Genomic DNA, 19,002 nt, shown 5'->3' with positions numbered 1-19,002 from the left:
CAAGTCGATCTCCCTACGACGTCGCAGCTTCGAGGATTGCTGCTCTCAACTCGGTAATGCCGGAGCCGGTTTCGCTCGACGTCGCGATCAGTTGCGGATGTGCGGCAGCATGCTTGGCCGACTCGGCCGTCGTTTGCTCCAGGACCACGGCGAGCTCGGTGGGCTTGATCTTGTCCGCTTTCGTAAGGACGAGCTGATAGTTCACTGCGGCGGAATCGAGCATATCCATGATCTCGAGGTCCACAGGCTTCAACCCGTGCCGGGAGTCGACGAGTACGAAGGCTCGGCGAAGGACGGCACGGCCACGCAGGAAATCATTCACCAGGAAACGCCAGCGCTTCACGAGGTCTTTGGGCGCCTCCGCAAAGCCATAACCGGGCATGTCGACTAGTCGGATTTGCGGCGGGCGGCCCACGTCAAAGAAGTTGAGCTCCTGAGTCCGGCCAGGCGTGTTGGATGTCCTCGCCAGTCCCTTGCGGTTGGTGAGCGCGTTGAGAAGCGAGCTCTTCCCGACGTTCGAACGGCCTGCAAAGGCGATCTCAGGGCACTCCGGGTCAGGCAGGAATTTCAGGGTCGGCGCCGACTTCAGGAAGTCGACAGGCCGGAGAACAGCTTGCGGGCCTGCTCGACAATATCTTCGTGTTCCTGCTCCACCTCAGGTCGTCGCCGGATGCGTGTCGGAGAAGTGCAGGCCATATTTCTTGTACAGCCACCACTGCTGCAGAATCGTCAGGACGTTACTGGTGACCCAGTAGAGCTGCAGACCGCTCGCAAATGGCGCCATCACGAACATCATGATCCACGGCATGATCGCGAAGATTTGCTGCTGCGTCGGGTCCATCGGGGCCGGATTCAGCTTGAACTGCAGCCACATCGTCACGCCAAGCAGGATCGGCAGGACGCCGATCGCAAGAAAGTGCGGAGGCGCGAAGTCCAGCAGGCCGAAAAGGTTGATCGGCGTCAGCGGGTCCGGCGCCGAAAGGTCCTTGATCCACAGAGCGAAAGGCTGGTGCCGCATTTCGACGGCGACCATCAGTACCTTATAGAGCGCGTAGAAGATCGGGATCTGGAGCACGATCGGCAGGCAGCCCGCGGCAGGATTGATCTTCTCCTGCTGGTATAGCTTCATCATCTCCTGCTGAAGCTTGGGCTTGTCGTCCTTGTAGCGCTCCTGAATCGCTTTCATTTTCGGCTGCAGCTTGCGCATCGCGGCCATCGACTGGAACTGCTTCTGGGCGATCGGGAACATGAGGCCGCGAACGATCAGCGTCAGACAGATGATCGCGACGCCGAAGTTGCCGATCTGGTGGAACAGCCAGTTCAGCAGGTCGAAGATCGGACGCATGAACCATTCAAACCAGCCCCAGTCGATCGACTTGGAAAGCTTGGTGATGCCCGCATTCTCGTAGCGGTCCAGTGCGGCCTTTTCCTTGGCTCCGGCGAAAACCGAAGTCGTGAAGCTGGTCGTCTGGCCCGGCGCGACGACGGATTGGGGCGCAACCGCGTCGGCCTGGTAGGAGCCTGATGCGGAGTAGCGGAAAGAATCCCGCGTCGTTCCCTGAGGGGCAAGGGCCGTTAGCCAATATTTGTCGGTGAAGCCGATCCAGCCCTTCGACGGGTCGTAATTCAGGCCGTTCGGGCCGGCCTCGCGCACTGTTTGCCACTTGGTTTCGTAATCGGCCTTGCCGTCGCGGACGCTCATGGGGCCGACGTGGACGGTGTAGCTCGAAATGTCGGCGGAACGGCCTGCACGGCTGGAATAGCTATACGGTTGGACAGCGACCGGCTGGGTCGATCCATTGGTGACGCGCTGCTCGACCGTAAAGAGGTAGAGATCGTCGACCGAAATGACGAGCTGATAGGTTTGGCCCGCTGGACTGGTCCAGCTGAGCGTCACCGGCTTGCCCGGCGTGAGGACTCGCGAACTGGCCGTCCAGACGGTGTTGCCGTTCGGCGCGTTCGGCCCATTCCAGCTGAAGCCGACAAAGGACGACGCCGCGGTTCCCTGCGGGTTGAGCAGTGCTACCGGAGAGGAGCTATTCTTGTAGGTGACGTGGTGCTTCAGCATCCACAGATCGTCGATCCGTGCGCCCTTGAGGTTGATCGAACCGCGAAGCGCCGGTGTTTCGATCAGCACTCGCGGCGTTTCGCGCAGGACCAGGTTGCGATCGCGCAGTTGAGATGGTGCGTTTGCCACCGGACCACTCTGCGGCTGGATCTGCGGTTCGATCTTACCCTTCTCGACCTTTGGCGGCGGGTTCTGCGGGATGAACCTGTTCGACAGGAAGCTCCAGCCGAGCAGGATAAGCGCGCTCAGCACGACCGCGAGGATCAGGTTCTTGTTGTCGTTCACTTGTGATCCTCGATCAGGGTACGGGGTCGGGGCCCTGGCCGCCCAGGGGTGACAGCGCATGATCCGCTTGAGAGCGAGCCATCCGCCGCGGGCAGCGCCATAGCGTTGAAGTGCAGTGATCGCATAGGCCGAACAGCTCGGCTGATAACGGCAGCTTGGCGGAAGCACTCGGGAGGGACCCTTCTGCCAGCCGCGCGCGATCAGGATGAGCAGCTTGGCGATCACGGGCGCATCTTTTTCAGCGCATTGGCCAGATCGGTCCGCAGAGCGTCGAACTCGCGTTCAATTCCGCCGGAGCGGCCGATCATCACATGGTCGGAGCCGCAATGTCCACCCGCCGGTATGATTTCGCGGGCGAGTTCACGGAAGCGGCGCTTCATGCGATTCCGCACGACGGAGCCGCCGACCTTCTTGCTGACGGTGAATCCGACGCGCTTGGAGGGATCGCCGTCCTTACGATCGCGGACGAGAAGGATAAAGCCAGGCGTCGCAGCGCGCCGACCGGCGTTCGCAGCGAGGAAGTCCGAGCGTTTCCGAAGGATGATTAGGCGCTGAGCTTCTTGCGGCCGCGCGCGCGGCGGGCGTTCAGCACCTTGCGACCGCCCACGGTTGCCATGCGCGACCGGAAGCCGTGCCGGCGCTTGCGGACGAGGTTGCTCGGCTGGAAGGTGCGCTTCATCGCTCATTCTCTCAAAATCTAAATGAAAAGGGCCGCCATTCCGGCAGCCGCTGTTGCAGCGGGCCGATAAGGGAGGGGCGGCTGGAAGTCAATTGGCTCTGCGCTCCGGACCCGCGATGGTTTCGCTTGGTGAGGTGGTGAGTGCCTCCGCCTCGCGCTCCTTCTGAAGCTTGCTGCGGCGCCGGGCGCTCCTTCGGCGAAGTGCCCAGTCGGCCCAGCTGCCCGCCTTCGGCTTGGACCGCTTGAACCGCACGTAGCGGCGTTTCGCCCACATGCTCGTCTTGAGCACCATCGCAAGGCCGATCGCAAAGACGAAGACACCGCCCGGTCCGGGAAGCGCTCCGACCGGAATGGCCGCGATCATGAACAGGATTCCGAGGACGAAGATCGTCCATTCGACTGCGGGCTGGTCGATAAACTTACGCCACTGTTCCCTGGTAATCATCGAACGGATGTGGGGCGAGGCGCCTGTCCTCGCAAGGACTTGCAGTGTGTGTCGCGCCATCGCGCTAGCAGCATCCCGCCGAGTTAGGGGTGTCTGCTTAGCCCATTGTGGCGGGGCCGAATGACCGCCACGGTCGCCACGGTTGCGTACCTCGGGCTCGAAGCCCGGCCCATCGAAGTCCAGGTCCAGCTTTCCGCTGGGTGCATTTGGCGGAGGCGCTCAGCTACCGGCGGCAGGCACCCCGGAATTAGTTGCGGTTGGGAAATGACGGGCTAGCATCTCGGTCTTCAACAGAGGGGAATACATGACTGAACTGACGCCGATCGATTGGGCGAAGCGCCCGTTGCAAATATATGCCGATTTCTCGGGCCGCGCGCCTCGGGCGGAATATTGGTGGTTCACGCTCGCTCTGGTCGTTGCCTACATCGTCATTTCCATCGTGGAGAACATCGTCGGCCTCGACCATACGGTCGGTCCGTACGGTTTCCTCAGCATTCTCCTGATGCTTGGAACACTTGTTCCGTCGATCGCTGTCGGCGTGCGGCGCCTGCACGACACCAACCGCAGCGGCTGGTGGTTGCTGATCGCGATCGTGCCCTACCTCATCTTCGCACTCGCGGCCGGCGCGGCGATTGCCTCGGGAAGCATGATGGCGCTCGCAGGCGCGACGATGCTGCTCGGCTTGCTGGCTCTCGTCGGTGGGATTGCGCTGCTGGTTTTCATGGTTCTTCCGGGAACCAAGGGCGAAAATAGCTACGGACCCGACCCGTACGCCGGTGGCACCGCAGCTGCGACCGTCTGAAGTTAGGAGGCGGGCCGCTGTTCGACGGCGGCCCGCCTCAACCTACGAGAAGGAAACGTGAATTTCTGGATTACCAAACCTTCGTAATTGATATTTAACAGCAATTCAGCGAAACTTTCGGAAGCGCGTGGGTAGCGGTGCTCAACCGTCTAGCGACCTGCCGCGTATCGAGGGGGTCACCATGAAGCTGTTCGAATGCGCGCTTTATACGCTGAAGAAATATGCTGATTTCTCCGGTCGGGCTTCGCGCGAGGAATTCTGGCTCTTCTTCGTTTTCGTGATCATTGCGAGTGCAGTTGCCAGCCTTGTCGGAACGCTCCTGGCCCTAGGGCCGCTGCTTGCGGGAGCGGTCGGCGTGTTGCTGCTGATTCCGCAGCTGGCCGTGGGTGTCAGGCGTCTCCACGACGTCAATAAGACGGGCCGCGAGCTGATCGTGCCCTGCGTGATGCTGCTCCTCGTGCCGGTGGCTTTCGCATTCCGGGGAGCGCTGCCGCAGATCGTCGCGCTCGGCTACCTTGGCATCACGGTGCTCGCGTTTGCCAATCTTCTTACGCTTTTCATGAAGAAGGGCTCGACGATTCCTAACCGCTACGGCGCGGCGCCGACAGCATTCTCATTTGCCGGCTGAACGCCGCGGTTGTCCTTCCGGCGGGCGCTCGCTAGCTAGAGCCCGCTACGGGGCCCCTGTGGCGGAATGGTAGACGCGCTCGACTCAAAATCGAGTTCCTAACCGGAGTGTCCGTTCGAGTCGGACCAGGGGCACCATGATTTCTTCGCAAGCCGCTGGCGGGTATGCGTTCGGGCGGATATCGTCATCTTATGGATGCTCGGACCAGAAAGAAGGCGCCGCCTCCGGTCGAAGTGCCGCACGCTTTTATTGAAAGCAGTACCAAGCGCGACCGACTGCTGGCTTCAATCGCCCTTATCGCGGGCTTGGGCATTCTGCTTGGGGTGCCGTTCGCGCTCAGGGCGGGAGCCGAGTTCTTCCTGCCGGTAACTGCCGCGCTGGTCGTCGCGATCACCCTCGTGCCGATGCTGGAGTGGCTGGAGCGTCGAGGGGTGCCCTCGCGTCTCGCTGCCGGGCTTTGCATCATCTTCTTTATTCTGCTGGCTGCTTTCGCACTCGGCTCGATTGTCCTTCCGGCGATCGATTGGGTTGCGCTGATTCCCGAGCGCATTCCGAAGGCGAAAGCAGCGCTCGGCCCGGTTCTCGACCTCTACAAGTCGTTCGACAAGTTCGTGGAGCGGATCTTCTCGCAAATCACGATCTCGCCTGAGCAGGGCCGGACAGTGCGGATCGAAACTCCAAACTCCCTTTCGGGCTGCTGGCTACGTCCGCGCCGCACCTCCTCATCCAGCTGTTCTTCTCGCTGCTGGTGATCTTCTTCTTCCTCGCCGGCTGGACGTCCATGCGCAAGCGCACGATCGTCAGCCGAGGCAGCTTCGAGGGGCGCTTACAACTGCTCGCGTGATCCAACAGGTCGTGGACGCAACGTCGATCTACATCGGCACCATCACGCTCATCAATGTCACGCTGGGGGCTCTCACTGCCCTCGTGCTGTGGCAGCTTGGAATGGATTCGCCGATCATGTGGGGCGGCATCGTCGCGGTGCTGAACTTCATTCCCTATCTGGGTCCGATCGGATCGGCGCTGCTGCTCTTCTTCGGCGGGCTGATGACCTTCCCGGATGTCTGGTCGGCCTTGCTTCCGCCCTCGTCTTTGTCGGGCTTCATCTGGTTGAAGCCAACCTGATTACGCCGATGATTGTCGGCAAGCGCCTGACGATCAGCCCGCTCGCGATCCTGGTCTCGCTGAGTTTCTGGTCATGGGTCTGGGGGACGACCGGAGCGCTTCTGGCCGTTCCGCTGTTGATCATCATGAAGACGATTTTCTCCGCGGCGGGTACCCCCGACATCGCCGGTTTCCTCTTCGAGCACGGCACGTTGACCCACGCCGGCGAGGAAGACGCGGAAAAAGACGCTGGCGATGTTGACACCCCGCGGGCTGCCACCTAGTTCGCCGCCACGCCAAAAACGCGGGTGTAGCTCAGTTGGTTAGAGCGCCGGCCTGTCACGCCGGAGGTCGCGGGTTCGAGCCCCGTCACTCGCGCCATTCCTGGAATTCGCAGTGGGCCTGGAAAGGCCGCTTATTCGGGTGAGCCACTCGCAGTGCCGGTGGCTGAAGGCGATTGCGTGGCCGCCTTGCCGAAAGGCTTTTCGTCAGCCGCAGCCATGCCGCCATTCAGAGACCAGCGGAGGTTATCCGACGCCTTCACCTGCTCGACATAGTCGGTGTGCTTTGCTTCGTCGGCCGCCTTGCGCGCCGTCATGTTGAAGCGAATCGCGACGCGCTTGTCACCACGCATTGAGGGAGCGAGCGCCTGGGCGCCAGGGATCTCAGCCACCGCTTCCGCGACCTCTGAGGACTGCCCTCGTGTCGCGATGTCGCGCTGTTCGGCGAGCAATGCCGCCGCACGCAGAGCGTCGACGTTCGCTTCACGGTGCGAATAGTCTTGCGAGAAAGCCGTCGAACGTCCCCAGTCGCCTGCCCAGCGATAGAAGATATGCGCGCCGATGACGGCATTCTTGGTGAGGGTCGACGCCCAATAGGGAACGACATAGTCGGCGTGATAGTGGGTCGCGTTCCCGACCGGCTTGTAGACGTAGCCGGCAAGCGCGGCTTCGGCGACCGACTTTGCGCGGCGCCAGGCGTCGAGAGCCGGACCGCGAGAGAGCGAACCGTCGCAGGTGAAGGTGAACTGGCAACCCGTCGCGCGCGTCGAGCCTTCGTAGACAACGCCGCAGACGCTTGCGGGGAAGGCGGGGTGGCGGACGCGGTTCAGAACGACCTGCGCGACTGCACGCTGTCCGTCTGTGCTTTCCTGGCCCGCTTCGTAATAGACGGCGCTGGTAAGGCATTCGAGTGCACGCGAGCGCGTCGCCGCATCGACCTTGCCAAGCGAAAAGGGCCTGGCAGCAGGGTTTGGACCCGTATCGAGTGCAATGCCCTGGTTGATCGCCAGTGCCTGGTCGACGGGAAGCTGACGAATGAGCATCGGCGGGGGCGCAGGTGGCGCTTCAGCAACCTTATTCGACCCAACGCCTGACAGACTCGGCGTCGAATCGGCCGATCCCGCGAGCGCCACAATTCCGGCGAGCGCAACGACTCCCGCCAGGAGTACTTCCTGCGGGCGCTCGCGCCAAAAACGGGCGGCGTTCAAGGCGATGGTCTGAGTCACGGGACGCGGTGATATAGTGAAATAATACGCTCGCTTCAATCGCGGACGTTAGGCCCTTGTCGCCAGTGTCCCGTTTGGGACCATCTCAGCAACGGTTTCAACGGCGCGATCCAAGCTATTCCTACAATTAGATAAAACAGAGCCTGAACGAGAACCGGCCATTGCCCGACCATCCTCGAGAAGCTCGCGACGATTACCGCCCAAAGCACGATCAGAAGCAGGATCGCCGCGATTCCGGCGCCACGTCTCCAACTCGGCTGCATCAGGAGAATTCCTCAACGCCGTCGGGGCTGGCGAAGCCGTGTAGCGGGATGTCCCACGGATCGGTTGGGATGATCGTATCCAGACGTTGCATCGACCAGCCCACACCGATCAGCTTGGCGCCGGTCTTCTTCAGGCGTCCAAGAGCGCGGTCGTAGTGACCCTTGCCCCGGCCGAGGCGCGTTCCCTTCGCATCAACGGCAATCAGCGGCACGAAAATGAGATCTGGCTCCACGACGGGTGCGCGACGCTTCGGTTGGAGGAACCCAAACGGACCTGGTTCCGCTGGATCGCCGGCAAGGAAGCGAAACGGCTTTGCTGGATCTGAGAAGGCGGGGAAGGCGACGATTCGGCCCACTGCTCGCGCTTCCTCCATCGCCAGCATCGGGCTGATTTCGCTGCCCATCGGGGCATAGCCGGCGACGACAGACGAATGCGCACAGAGTGAAGTCAGATGTTCCGCCAGCTTCCGCTCAAGAATGGCCTTGTGACCATCGTCCAAGGTGCTGGCGAACGCCTTCCGCGCGTCCAGCGCCGTGCGGCGCAGGGAATCCTTGGAAAGGTCAAAGGGAAGTGACGGGCCCACCATGGCCGTTTGCCGGAAATCCTCTGACGCCACAAACGTCAGGTGGGCGCCATATGCGTCGGACCAGGGTCCGGGCAGGGACAGCTCCCATTTGGATCGATAAGCCTCAGGGATATTCAAAGGCTCGTACCGGGCAGTACCCGTCAGAACCAATCTAGGCGGTGACGGCCTCCGCCTCAAGTGCCGCAGCGAGCGATTCGAGCCGATCGGCGATCTTCTCGGCCCGCTCGGCCAGAGCGGGATCGGGAAGAACTGGCACCGGAGTGCGTCCGTCGTCGACCAACTGATCGGCGAGCAGCAGCGAAGCGAACAACAACTGGCGGGCTTCGGAGAGAGTCCCAAGCCCGGATAACGCCTCCCGGCTCTTCGCATCGACCAGCGATGCAGCCTTGCGCAGAGAATCCTCTTCGCCGTCGCGGCAGGCGACCTTGTAAGCGCGCCCAGCAATGAAGACGTCGATCTCGGACATCAGGCGTTCTCCGCCGCTCGGATGAGCTGGTCGAGCTCGGCGACGGCTTCCCGAACACGGGCGCGAAGCTCGTCGTCGCGTCCCTCGAGCCGCTTCGGTTGCGAAATTGTGCGCTCGATGCGCAGGATAGCGCGCTCGGCTCTGTCCAGCGCGGAAGTCAGACGCCCTCATCCATATAATTTTAGCTAAGCACAAAGCGCGTTCCCGGCAAGACGCGAGTGCTTGCCGCGGGGCTCAAGGTTGACGGTTCACCGCTCACCCGCCAAGGGCCACCGCAATCCGGCCCGCCGAATCTCGCGTGCAGGCCGACCCGTAGATGGAGCGCGACTTGCAGCCGACTCAACGCCGACTTGCCAATGCCATTCGAGCCTTGGCGATGGATGCGGTCGAAGCTGCTAACAGCGGTCACCCAGGAATGCCGATGGGCATGGCCGATGCGGCGACCGCGCTCTTCACACGCCATCTGAAATTCGACCCCACCGATCCACATTGGCCGGACCGGGACCGCTTCATTTTGTCGGCCGGCCACGGATCGATGCTGATCTACGCTCTGCTCTATCTGACGGGCTACGCGCGGCCGACGATCGAGGACATCGAGCACTTTCGCCAGCTGCACAGCCCGACGGCCGGGCACCCGGAGAATTTCGAGCTCCCCGGCGTCGAGGTCACGACCGGTCCTCTGGGGCAAGGCGTCGCGATGGCCGTCGGCACCGCAATCGCCGAGCGCCACCTCAACGCGGTGTACGGCGACGACCTCGTCGATCACTGGACCTACGTGATCGCGGGCGACGGCTGCCTGATGGAAGGCATCAACCACGAGGCGGTGGGCCTTGCGGGTCACTTGAAGCTCGGGCGGCTGATCGTTCTTTGGGATGACAATGAAATTACCATCGACGGCTCGACCGATCTGTCGCGGAACGAGGACGTGGTTGCTCGCCATCAGGCCAGTGGCTGGCACACGACTGAGTGCGACGGTCTCGATGCCGACGACGTTTCGCGCGCCATTGAAGAGGCGAAAGCCGACCCGCGCCCGTCGCTGATCCGCTGCAAGACGATCATCGGCTACGGCGCTCCGCACAAGCAGGGCACGGCGGCGACGCACGGCTCGGCACTCGGCAAAGAGGAAGTCGCCGCAGCGCGCATCGAACTCGACTGGGACCTGCCTGCCTTCGAGATTCCCGAAGACGTGCTCAGCGCGTGGCGTGAGGCTGGAAGCAGAGGCGCATCGGCCCGCGCCGAATGGAGAAAGCGTCTCGACGCCAACAGTAACAAGGGCGAGTTCACCAGCCGGGTCGCCAACGAGGCCGACGACAGCTGGCTGAAGCCCTACGTCGATGGCCTGATTGCAAACCGGCCGACGGTTGCCACTCGCAAGGCTTCGGAAATGGCGCTCGAAGCGATCAATCCGGTGGTGCAGGCAACCATCGGCGGCTCAGCCGACCTCACTGGCTCCAACAACACGAAAACCAAGGCGCTTCAGCCGCTTACGGCTGACAACTACGGCGGCCGCTACATCTATTACGGCATCCGCGAGTTTGGCATGGCCGCGGCGATGAACGGCATGGCGCTGCACGGCGGCGTGATCCCGTACGGTGGCACGTTCCTCGTCTTCACCGACTATGCCCGACCGGCGATCCGCCTGTCGGCGCTGCAGCAGGCCAAGGTTATCTACGTGATGACCCACGATTCCATCGGCCTTGGCGAGGACGGTCCGACCCACCAGCCGGTTGAGCATCTGCAGAGCCTCCGAGCGATGCCGGGTCTCAATGTCTATCGCCCTGCAGACGCGGTCGAGACAGCCGAATGCTGGGCTTTGGCTCTGGCGAGCAAGGAGCCGAGCGTTCTCGCGCTGACCCGCCAGAACCTCCGCCCGGTCCGCACCGAAGCCGTCGACGGCAACCTTTGCGCTCGCGGCGCCTACCGCCTCAAGGCGGCTGGAAACGCCCGCAAGGTCATCATCATCGCCACCGGTTCGGAGGTCGAGATCGCTCTCGACGCCGCCGAACGCCTTGAAGGGCAGGGCATCGGCACCGATGTGGTCTCCATGCCGTCCACCGAGCTTTTCGACGAGCAGTCCGCCGATTATCGCGAAGACATCCTGCCAGACGTCAGCAATCGCGAGATCCTCCGGGTGTCGATCGAGGCCGGCACCACCTTCGGCTGGGAGCGCTACACCGGGCTCCACGGCCTTCGGATCGGCATCGACCGCTTCGGCGTCTCGGCTCCGGCCAAGGACGCATACGAATTCTTCGGGCTCACCCTGACGCAGTTGCCGAGCGCGTACTCGGCCACATGAAACAGAGAGGCATTCAATGACCAAAGTTGCAATCAACGGCTTCGGACGCATCGGCCGGCTGGTAGCGCGCGCGATCCTCGAGCGGCCCGATAGCGGCCTCGAGCTGGTCGCGATCAACGACCTCGCCGACGCGAAGGCCAATGCCTGGCTGTTCAAGCGCGATAGCGTGCACGGCGTCTTCCCAGGTGAAGTGACGACCGACGGCAATGACATCATCGTCAACGGCAAGCGCATCCACGTCACAGCGGAGCGCGACCCGGCTAATCTCCCGCATGCAGCCAACGGCGTCGACATCGCGCTGGAGTGCACGGGCTTCTTCACGGACCGTGCAGGCGGCGAGAAGCACCTCGCGGCAGGCGCCAAGCGCGTCCTCATCTCGGCCCAGCCAAGGGTGCCGACCTGACCGTCGTCTACGGCGTCAACGACGACAAGCTGACCGCCGAGCACAAGATCGTCTCAAACGCGTCCTGCACGACCAATTGCCTAGCGCCGGTCGCCAAGGTGCTGAACGACACGATCGGCATTGAGCGCGGCCTGATGACGACGATCCACGCCTACACCAACGACCAGAAGATCCTCGACCAGATCCACTCCGATCCCCGCCGCGCCCGTGCTGCGGCGATGTCGATCATCCCGACGACCACCGGCGCTGCCCGCGCGGTGGGCGAGGTGCTTCCGGAACTCAAGGGCAAACTCGACGGCTCCGCGGTCCGCGTGCCAGTTCCGAACGTAAGCCTCGTCGATCTGACCTTCACGCCGAAGCGCGACACGACGCTCGAAGAGGTCAACGGTGCGCTGAAGGCTGCGAGCGAAAGCGGCCGCCTCAAGGGCATCCTCGCCTACACCGACGAGCCCTTGGTTTCGATCGACCTCAACCATAATTCGGCGAGCTCGACCGTCGACAGCCTCGAAACGGCCGTGCTCGAAGGCAAGCTCGTCCGCGTCGTCAGTTGGTACGACAATGAATGGGCTTCTCGAACCGTATGGTCGACACCGCTGCAGCGATGGCCAAGCTCGGCTGAGATGGGCCAGATCGCCGGCATCGCACGCCATAGCGAGCGGCGAGGGCCGATCGAGCAGCTGACCAGCGTCCGGGTCAGCCCGGAGTTCGGCGTCGAAGGCGATCGCAACGGCGGAAAGCAGCGCCGGCAGGTGTCGCTGCTCGAAGCCGAGGATTGGGCTCAAGCGATGCGAGAGGTCGGCGGCAGTCTTCCGTGGTGGGAGCGGCGAGCAAATCTCCTTGTCGAAGGATTTGATCTGCCTCAGCGCGAGGGCGTTCGCCTGCGGATAGGCGATGACGTGGTTCTCGAGGTCAGAGTCGAGATTGATCCCTGCGACCGGATGGAGGAATTGCATCCGGGACTGAGACAGGCGCTTACCGTCGACTGGCGGGGCGGTGCCGGAGCCCAAGTGATAAGCGGCGGGACCGTATCCGTCGGCGACGAGATCAGGATCGAGGACGCGTGACTTTCAAGACTCTCGACGATCTGCCGGAGGATCTGAACGGCAAGCGGGTGCTCGTTCGCGTCGACCTCAACGTACCGATGCAGGATGGCTCGGTCAGTGACGACACGCGGCTTCGCGCCGCCGTTCCGACGATTGCAGAGCTTTCCGACCGCGGAGCGATCGTCCTGCTGCTTTCGCACTTTGGGCGGCCCAAGGGCCAAGTGCGGCCCGATATGTCGACGGCGCTTCTCGTGAAGCCGCTGGCTGCGCTGACAGGGCGGTCGGTCCGCTTCATTGAAGATTGCCAGGGTCCCGAGGCCGAGCGGGCGATCGGCACGATGCTGCCGGGTAACGTTGGCATCCTCGAGAACACGCGATTCCACACGGGCGAAGAGAAGAATGATTCCGAGTTGGCCAAGGCTATGGCGGCGCTCGGCGACTACTATGTCAACGACGCCTTCTCGGCGGCGCACCGCGCCCATGCCTCGACGGAAGGAATTGCGCATTTGCTCCCGAGCTTTGCCGGGCGGGCGATGGAGACCGAGCTCAAGGCTCTGGAGCGAGCGCTCGGCAATCCGGAGCGTCCTGTTGCGGCGGTTGTCGGCGGCGCGAAGGTTTCCACCAAGCTTGCCGTGCTCGGCCATCTAGTCGGGAAGGTCGATCACCTGATCATTGGCGGCGGAATGGCGAACACCTTCCTTGCCGCGCGCGGCGTCGACGTGGGCAAATCGCTTTGCGAGCACGAGCTGACTGGCGAGGCCAATTCGATCTTCGATCGCGCGGATGAGGCGGGATGCACGATCCACCTCCCCTACGACGTGGTCGTCGCAAAGGAGTTCGCGCCAAATCCGGCAAGCATGCGCACCGTGAACGTGCACGAGGTTCAGTCGGATGAGATGATCCTCGACGTTGGACCTGCCGCGATCGAAGCGCTGGCCGACGTGCTCAAAACCTGCCGCACGCTTGTCTGGAATGGGCCTCTCGGAGCTTTCGAGACGCCTCCCTTCGATGCTGCGACCGTTGCGCTTGCCAAGACTGCTGCGGCGCTGACAAAGGAGGGCAGCCTGGTTTCGGTCGCTGGCGGCGGAGATACGGTGGCGGCCCTAAATCACGCAGGCGTCGCACGTGACTTCACGTTCGTCTCGACTGCAGGCGGAGCATTCCTTGAGTGGATGGAAGGGCGTACTCTGCCGGGCGTTGCCGCGCTCGAGCAGTAGGCGGACCAATGACCGCTCGCGTCCTTCATTTCTTTCCTACGCCAGTCATCATTGATGAGTTGGAGGGCGCGGAAGACCTCAATCGCGAACTTGAGCCCGCGATAGTCGATCAGCGTCAAAGAGATTCTGGCCTAAAGCTCTCCAATCGGGCGGGTGGCAGTCCAAGCGGGATTTTCCGCAATGGGGAGGCGACGCCGGCAAGCGTATCATCGAGCATGCCGTCCGCCTTGCGACCGAAAATACCGGTCACGCTCCCAATCGTCCGCCACCCAACTGGTCAGTCGACGTCTGGGCGAACATCAATGAGAGCGGCGGCTTCAACATGCCGCATATCCACGGCGGTACATACTGGTCGGCGGTTTATTATGTCCGGGCAGGCGAGGGGAGGGCGGTCAGCTCGTGCTCCACGACCCGCGCATGCCCGCCCTGCGCATGCATGCCCCGGGCTTGCGCTTCAAGGACGCTGGACCGGACGTGCGGACCACGATCGAACCGAAGAGCGGCTTGATGGTTCTTTTCCCCGCATGGCTGTTGCACAGCGTCGAGCCGTGGCAAGGGGACGGTCACCGGATTTCCGTTGCAATGAACATTCGTGCGTCGATGGCGCGGCGCTAGCTGAAGGATAAGGACGACGATTATGCCGAACCAGGAAATGCTGACGAAGGTGAAGAGCGCGAACGGGTTCATCGCGGCGCTGGACCAGAGCGGCGGATCCACGCCGGGCGCGCTCAAGGGCTACGGCTACAAGGGCGACGAATGGTCGTCGGACGACGAAATGTACGACCTCGTCCACAAGATGCGCGTTCGGATCATCTCCTCGCCGGTGTTCAACGGTGACAAGGTTCTCGGCGCGATCCTGTTCGAGCGGACGATGGACGGTGATGCCAATGGCAAGCCGGTACCGGAATATCTGTGGAGCAAAGGCGTCGTCCCGTTCCTGAAGATCGACAAGGGCCTCGCCGACGAAGCCAACGGCGTGCAGCTGATGAAGCCAAATCCGGATCTCGGTTCCCTGTTGGAACACGCTGTCCGGAAGGGGATCTTCGGGACCAAGGAGCGCTCGGTCATTCATCTCGCCAATGCGGCGGGCATCGCCGACGTTGTGGCCCAGCAATTCGAAGTCGGTGCCCAAGTGTTGAGCCACGGGCTGGTCCCCATCATCGAGCCGGAAGTGAACATCAAGAGCGCGGAGCGCGCCGCGGCGGACGAGTTGTTGCGTGACGAAATTCTGCGCCACCTCGATCGCCTTCCTGAGGGCAGCGAAGTCATGTTGAAGCTGTCGATTCCAGCCAATCCCGGCACCTTCGATGCGCTGGTCAGACACCCGCGGGTCCTTCGCGTCGTGGCTCTTTCTGGCGGCTTCTCGCGCACCGACGCTTGCCGTGAGCTTGCAAAGAACCCCGGCATGATCGCCAGCTTCTCGCGCGCCTTGCTCGAAGATCTTCGACACGACACGAGCGAGGCCGATTTCGACCGCGATCTGGGTGAGGCGATCGACGAGATCTATGAGGCTTCGACCGAGAAGGTCGCCGCATAGCATTGGACGACGAGTTCGACCCGGCCGAGTTTCAACCGCCGAGGCGGACTGAACCTTGCCGTCTCTATCTCATCTCGCCGCAGAACGTTGGGGACGACTTTCCTGAACGACTGAAAGCGGTTGTTGCCGACGAAGTGGTCGCGGCGTTCCAGCTGCGCGTGAAAGATGTGCCCGAGCATCAGCTCGCGCGTCTCGCCGAGCCGCTTCAGCGCATCTGTTCCGATGCCGGGGCGGCGTTCATCGTCAACGACAGCGTGTCGCTGGCGAAGCGATTGGGCGCGGATGGCGTCCACCTCGGACAGCAGGATGGCGACGTCCGGGAGGCGAGGGCTATCCTTGGTCCTCAGGCGCAGATCGGCGTCACGTGTCACGATAGCCGTCACCTCGCGATGGACGCCGGCGAGGCCGGCGCCGACTATGTCGCGTTCGGCGCTTTCTATCCGACGATTACCAAGCCTTCGTCCTACCGGCCTGATCCCTCGATCCTGAGTTGGTGGTCGTCGATCTTCGAAATTCCTTGCGTCGCGATCGGCGGCATTACTCCGCAGAACGCCAAGGTCCTGGTGGATGCAGGGGCAGACTTCCTTGCCGTATGCCAGGCAATCTGGTCGGCTTCCGAACCTACGAAGGTGGTTTGCGAATTCAGTGACTTGCTGAAGATTCCCACGAAGAATTAGTTAGCTTGTCGCTTGTTGGAAATGGCTGCTTTTCGCCATTCTTGGCGAAAACTGTGGCGCAAATGCATCACTCCGAATCCTAATCAAGCCGGCCCGCCATTCTCACGAAACCTTCGCAGGCATGGCCAGTTGGGGCGCGACAAACAAGCAAGGGAAGACTCCATGTACAAATATCTCCTGGCCGCCGTCGCGGTTGCTGCGGTGGCGTCTCCAGCCGCCGCCCGCGATGGTTCCGGCTATGTCGGAGTCGAAGGCGGCATCATGTTCCCGAAGGATCAGGATGCCGATCTCTTCGTCGACTATACGACCACCCAGACGCCGGCGACGCCGGTCGTCGTCGGTCCCGCCGACACGACGTTCAGCAACACGTTCGGCATCGACTACAAGAAGGGCTACGACGTCGACGCCATCGCCGGCTACGACTTCGGAATGTTCCGGGTAGAAGGCGAACTTGGTTACAAGCGCGCCAAGCTCAACGACCTGGAAATCGACTCCACCGACCTCGCCGCGATCAATACGGCACTGAACCGTCCTGACCGCGACGTGGCTCCGGATCCGGTCGATCCGCTGCCGGCCTTGGTTGCTACCGACGTCGACCTTGGCGGTCACGTCAGCGTCCTATCGGGAATGATCAATGCGCTGCTGGACTTCGGCAACGAAGACGGCCTGTCCTTCTACGGCGGTGGTGGTTTCGGTCGTGCTCGCGTCAAGTCGCTCGGTCAGAGCGACAGCGCATGGGCATGGCAGGGCATTGCCGGTGTCCGTTACGCGCTCAGCCGCAACATCGATTTCGGCCTGAAGTATCGTTACTTCTCGACCGGCAAGCTCGACATGTCGGACGACACGGGCTTCGCTCTTTCGGGCAACCCGGAGACGGTTCTCCCCGTGGGCGCCACGGCTCCTGTGGTCGTGACGACGAACGCGACCGCGTTCACCAACTTCGAACAGAAGTTCCGTTCGCACAGTCTCATGGCCAGCCTGATCTTCAACTTCGGTGGTGCAGAAGCGGCTCCGCCGCCTCCGCCTCCGCCGCCCCGCCGCCTCCGGCTCCGCCGCCTCCGGCGACGCAGACCTGCCCGGACGGCACGGTGATCCTGGCGACCGAGGCCTGCCCGGCCCGCCGCCTCCGCCTCCGCCTCCGCCGCCGGCGCCAGAGCGCGGATAAGCGACTTCAAGTTGCGTGTGATCCCGGGCGAAGCGCGTGCTTCGCCCGGGATTTTCTTTGGGAAACTGTTCGGCGCTGCATCGTTCGTGATCGGACAGATTCGAATTGGAGAGTTGCGTGCGCCATCAACGCCTGTTCAGCACAGCGGCCGCCGTCGCGTTCATCGCCGGAGCCGCCATTGCCCAATCGACAACGGCCGGCAACGAGGCCGTCACAGTGGGACCCGCGGCCGGAACTCCGGGGTCAAAGGTCGATCAAGACCTCCTTCAGGCTCAGGTACTGCTGGACCAGGCCGGCTTCTCGCCCGGGCCCATCGACGGGCGCGCGGGTTCCTCTCAATCAAAAGCGATCCGGGGCTTCCAGCAGGCGAACGGTCTTACTGTCACAGGCAAGCTGGACGATCAGACCAGGCAGGCGCTCAATCCCGACAGCCGGCCCGCGACGCTCGAGGTGAAGCTGGCACCGGAGGACGTCGGTGGGCCGTTCACCTTTCCAATGCCGAAAAAGCCTGAAGACCAGGAGAAGCTCGACTTCCTCGGCTATCGGAACATGCTGGAGAAGCTTGCTGAGCGCTATCACACGACACCCGAGACGATCGTTGCGCTGAATGGGGCCGACAAGCGGATTGGCGTTGGGCAGACGCTAACACTCCCCAACGTGGCTCCGTCGTCGCGAGACTATTCGGGCGCGATCGACAAGCAGGAACCGTTGCTCGCCGCGCTGAACGTCGACGGCAACCAGCCCAAAGGCGATTATGTCGTCGTCGACAAGAGCGAGGGGACGCTCAAGGTCTATCAAGGCGATCTTCCGAAGGGATCGTCGAAGCCGTCGGGCAAGCTGGTCGCTCAATTTCCGGTCACGACCGGATCGGGTCACGATCCGTTGCCCTTGGGGAACTGGAAGGTGCCGACCTTCTCGTTCCTGCCGCCCTTCAACTATCAGCCGGACCTGTTCTGGGATGTCTCCGACGATAAGGCCGAACATAAGCTTCCGCCGGGTCCGAACGGCTTGGTCGGAGTCGCCTGGCTCGACCTCACGAAGGAGCATTACGGCATTCATGGGACACCCGAGCCGCAGTTGATAGGCAAGACTCAAAGCCATGGTTGCCTGCGCATGACGAACTGGGACGTGATGCGCCTCTCGAGAATGATGAAGCCGGGCTTCCAGGCCAAGTTCGTCGCATAGGAGGAACAATGGGGAAGGCGTTTACGGTTTCATCGACCGCCGTGGTCACCGCAACCCTGACCAGCGCCTTCTGGATATTCGCCTACAACACCGGCGCCTTGCCGACCGCCGCGGCTCGCAAGGTGCATGCCGCCGGAGATGTCGAAGTCATCGATCCGGCATCAGGCCCGCCAGTCGCCATTGCGGAAGGCGTTGAGGTCGGCCCCGCCGGTCTGGCGATCCCCGTGCAGGGGATCCAGGCAAAGCAGTTGACCGACACCTTCACCCAGGCCCGGGCAGGCGGTGCCAGGATTCATGATGCGATCGACATCATGGCTGCGGAGGGCACGCCGGTGCTCGCGGCGACCAACGGAACGGTGGAGAAGCTGTTCTTTTCGCCGGGTGGTGGTGGAATCACGGCTTACGTCCGGTCACCCGATCAGCATTGGACCTACTATTACGCGCACCTGCAGGGTTACGCGCCGGGCCTCACGGAAGGGCAGCAGGTGAAGCGGGGCAATTCATCGGCCGCGTTGGCCACACCGGCAACGCCAGCGCCGAAGGTCCGCACCTCCATTTCGCGATCAACCAGATGAAGCCCGGCGAGAAATGGTGGCAGGGCACGCCGATCAATCCCTACCCCCTTCTTGCCGGAAAAATGACCAG

19 protein-coding genes, 2 tRNA genes and 4 pseudogenes are annotated in these 19,002 nt (G+C 62.6%); 16 read left to right on the top strand and 9 right to left on the bottom strand.

From position 1 onward, the window contains the following. Positions 1-13: 13 nt before the first annotated feature. The 5 genes and pseudogenes from yihA to H9L14_RS07505 form a co-directional block, all read right to left on the bottom strand. Positions 14-696, bottom strand: a pseudogene (gene yihA / locus H9L14_RS07525) (ribosome biogenesis GTP-binding protein YihA/YsxC). Further along, a complete protein-coding gene (yidC, locus tag H9L14_RS07520; RefSeq protein ID WP_187707627.1) occupies positions 656-2,578 on the bottom strand; it encodes a membrane protein insertase YidC in 1,923 nt (640 codons plus the stop codon). Before yidC ends, yihA begins: the two are co-directional and overlap by 41 nt. Continuing rightward, on the bottom strand, positions 2,575-2,895 hold the full coding sequence (gene rnpA / locus H9L14_RS07515) for a ribonuclease P protein component (RefSeq protein ID WP_246444573.1): 321 nt from the start codon (positions 2,893-2,895) through the stop codon (positions 2,575-2,577). Before rnpA ends, yidC begins: the two co-directional genes overlap by 4 nt. A 2-nt stretch (positions 2,896-2,897) precedes the next feature. Beyond that, positions 2,898-3,032, bottom strand: coding sequence for a 50S ribosomal protein L34 (rpmH, locus tag H9L14_RS07510; protein ID WP_037504084.1), 135 nt, complete (start codon positions 3,030-3,032; stop codon positions 2,898-2,900). A gap of 88 nt (positions 3,033-3,120) precedes the next feature. Then, on the bottom strand, positions 3,121-3,477 hold the full coding sequence (locus tag H9L14_RS07505) for a hypothetical protein (protein ID WP_246443975.1): 357 nt from the start codon (positions 3,475-3,477) through the stop codon (positions 3,121-3,123). A 304-nt stretch (positions 3,478-3,781) separates the two neighbouring features. Here H9L14_RS07505 and H9L14_RS07500 point away from each other — a divergent pair, with 304 nt between their 5' ends. The 5 genes and pseudogenes from H9L14_RS07500 (at position 3,782) to H9L14_RS07480 (ending at position 6,392) form a co-directional block, all read left to right on the top strand. Then, positions 3,782-4,279, top strand: coding sequence for a DUF805 domain-containing protein (locus H9L14_RS07500; protein WP_246443972.1), 498 nt, complete (start codon positions 3,782-3,784; stop codon positions 4,277-4,279). 181 nt (positions 4,280-4,460) lie between these two features. After that, complete coding sequence (locus H9L14_RS07495; RefSeq protein ID WP_187707626.1) at positions 4,461-4,907, top strand: DUF805 domain-containing protein; 447 nt, start codon at positions 4,461-4,463, stop codon at positions 4,905-4,907. A 52-nt stretch (positions 4,908-4,959) separates the two neighbouring features. After that, a tRNA-Leu gene (locus H9L14_RS07490) sits at positions 4,960-5,044 on the top strand. Between the two features lie 54 nt (positions 5,045-5,098). Next, positions 5,099-6,295 (top strand): annotated as a pseudogene (locus H9L14_RS17405) (AI-2E family transporter). 20 nt (positions 6,296-6,315) lie between these two features. Continuing rightward, a tRNA-Asp gene (locus H9L14_RS07480) sits at positions 6,316-6,392 on the top strand. Positions 6,393-6,426: 34 nt separating this feature from the next. Here the strand turns inward: H9L14_RS07480 and H9L14_RS07475 are convergent. The 4 genes from H9L14_RS07475 to H9L14_RS07460 form a co-directional block, all read right to left on the bottom strand. Continuing rightward, positions 6,427-7,518 (bottom strand): cell wall hydrolase, encoded by a 1,092-nt coding sequence (locus tag H9L14_RS07475; protein WP_246443969.1) that lies wholly within the window; start codon positions 7,516-7,518, stop codon positions 6,427-6,429. A 35-nt stretch (positions 7,519-7,553) separates the two neighbouring features. Further along, positions 7,554-7,781: a DUF2842 domain-containing protein gene (locus H9L14_RS07470; RefSeq protein ID WP_187707625.1), complete on the bottom strand. Its 228-nt coding sequence runs from the start codon at positions 7,779-7,781 to the stop codon at positions 7,554-7,556. Then, positions 7,781-8,398, bottom strand: coding sequence for a 5-formyltetrahydrofolate cyclo-ligase (locus tag H9L14_RS07465; protein ID WP_187707624.1), 618 nt, complete (start codon positions 8,396-8,398; stop codon positions 7,781-7,783). The genes H9L14_RS07470 and H9L14_RS07465 overlap by 1 nt, the downstream gene beginning before the upstream one ends. 121 nt (positions 8,399-8,519) lie before the next feature. Continuing rightward, on the bottom strand, positions 8,520-8,834 hold the full coding sequence (locus H9L14_RS07460; RefSeq protein ID WP_187707623.1) for a cell division protein ZapA: 315 nt from the start codon (positions 8,832-8,834) through the stop codon (positions 8,520-8,522). A 316-nt stretch (positions 8,835-9,150) separates the two neighbouring features. Between H9L14_RS07460 and tkt the strand changes: the two genes are divergently transcribed. From tkt to H9L14_RS07405, 11 genes and pseudogenes are all read left to right on the top strand, one after another. Continuing rightward, on the top strand, positions 9,151-11,130 hold the full coding sequence (tkt, locus tag H9L14_RS07455; protein WP_187707622.1) for a transketolase: 1,980 nt from the start codon (positions 9,151-9,153) through the stop codon (positions 11,128-11,130). Positions 11,131-11,146: 16 nt separating this feature from the next. Then, a pseudogene (gene gap, locus H9L14_RS07450) lies at positions 11,147-12,152 on the top strand (type I glyceraldehyde-3-phosphate dehydrogenase). 1 nt (position 12,153) lies between these two features. Next, positions 12,154-12,597 carry an MOSC domain-containing protein gene (locus H9L14_RS16610; protein WP_187707621.1) on the top strand — a complete coding sequence of 148 codons (444 nt, stop codon included), beginning with the start codon at positions 12,154-12,156 and terminating at the stop codon, positions 12,595-12,597. Then, positions 12,594-13,793 (top strand): phosphoglycerate kinase, encoded by a 1,200-nt coding sequence (locus tag H9L14_RS07440; protein ID WP_187707620.1) that lies wholly within the window; start codon positions 12,594-12,596, stop codon positions 13,791-13,793. The genes H9L14_RS16610 and H9L14_RS07440 overlap by 4 nt, the downstream gene beginning before the upstream one ends. A gap of 205 nt (positions 13,794-13,998) precedes the next feature. Next, a pseudogene (locus H9L14_RS17400) lies at positions 13,999-14,172 on the top strand (putative 2OG-Fe(II) oxygenase); the annotation flags it as partial. Beyond that, positions 14,139-14,408 carry a putative 2OG-Fe(II) oxygenase gene (locus H9L14_RS17395; RefSeq protein WP_425506906.1) on the top strand — a complete coding sequence of 90 codons (270 nt, stop codon included), beginning with the start codon at positions 14,139-14,141 and terminating at the stop codon, positions 14,406-14,408. The pseudogene H9L14_RS17400 and the gene H9L14_RS17395, both read left to right, overlap by 34 nt. 22 nt (positions 14,409-14,430) lie before the next feature. Further along, positions 14,431-15,330: a fructose bisphosphate aldolase gene (locus H9L14_RS07425; RefSeq protein ID WP_187707617.1), complete on the top strand. Its 900-nt coding sequence runs from the start codon at positions 14,431-14,433 to the stop codon at positions 15,328-15,330. A gap of 2 nt (positions 15,331-15,332) precedes the next feature. Continuing rightward, positions 15,333-16,007: a thiamine phosphate synthase gene (gene thiE / locus H9L14_RS07420; protein ID WP_343070156.1), complete on the top strand. Its 675-nt coding sequence runs from the start codon at positions 15,333-15,335 to the stop codon at positions 16,005-16,007. 162 nt (positions 16,008-16,169) lie between these two features. Further along, complete coding sequence (locus H9L14_RS07415; protein ID WP_187707616.1) at positions 16,170-17,099, top strand: outer membrane protein; 930 nt, start codon at positions 16,170-16,172, stop codon at positions 17,097-17,099. Between the two features lie 190 nt (positions 17,100-17,289). Continuing rightward, positions 17,290-18,357, top strand: a complete 1,068-nt coding sequence (locus H9L14_RS07410; protein WP_187707615.1) for a L,D-transpeptidase family protein — start codon at positions 17,290-17,292, stop codon at positions 18,355-18,357. A gap of 8 nt (positions 18,358-18,365) precedes the next feature. Then, complete coding sequence (locus H9L14_RS07405; protein ID WP_425506875.1) at positions 18,366-18,932, top strand: M23 family metallopeptidase; 567 nt, start codon at positions 18,366-18,368, stop codon at positions 18,930-18,932. Positions 18,933-19,002 lie beyond the last annotated feature (70 nt).

Origin of the sequence: Sphingomonas sediminicola, from assembly GCF_014489515.1 — a bacterium.
GTDB classification, from domain to species: domain Bacteria; phylum Pseudomonadota; class Alphaproteobacteria; order Sphingomonadales; family Sphingomonadaceae; genus Sphingomicrobium; species Sphingomicrobium sediminicola.
This window is presented reverse-complemented; position numbering and strand designations above follow the sequence as displayed.